Origin of the sequence: Cellulomonas sp. GbtcB1 (genome assembly GCF_019091725.1) — a bacterium.
GTDB lineage: Bacteria > Actinomycetota > Actinomycetes > Actinomycetales > Cellulomonadaceae > Cellulomonas.
This window is the reverse complement of the sequence record NZ_JAGXJG010000503.1, coordinates 1-239: the sequence shown is the minus strand read 5'-3', so window position 1 is coordinate 239 and position 239 is coordinate 1. Positions and strand designations below refer to the sequence as shown.

General features: G+C 75.7%; 1 protein-coding gene. It reads right to left on the bottom strand.

Going from position 1 to position 239, the window contains the following annotated elements; all coding sequences use genetic code 11:
* On the bottom strand, positions 1-239 hold a 239-nt coding region (locus tag KVT14_RS21180; RefSeq protein ID WP_306795891.1), incomplete at both ends, for a tRNA (cytidine(34)-2'-O)-methyltransferase.

The window sequence follows — 239 nt, the reverse complement described above, 5'->3', positions numbered from 1 at the left end:
TGGAGGGACCGGCGGCCGGGCTGCATCGGGATGCGCAGCAGGTCGGGGACGGCCGGGTGCTCCAGCGCCGCGGGCGGCAGGCCGGTCGGCTCGGGGCCGAACATCAGCACGTCCCCGCCCCGGTACTCGACGTCGGTGTACCGGCGCTCGGTGTGCGTGGTGAACGCGAACACCCGCGCGGGGGCGAGCGACGCCATGCAGGCGTCCAGGTCGGGGTGCACGACGACGTGCGCGAGGTC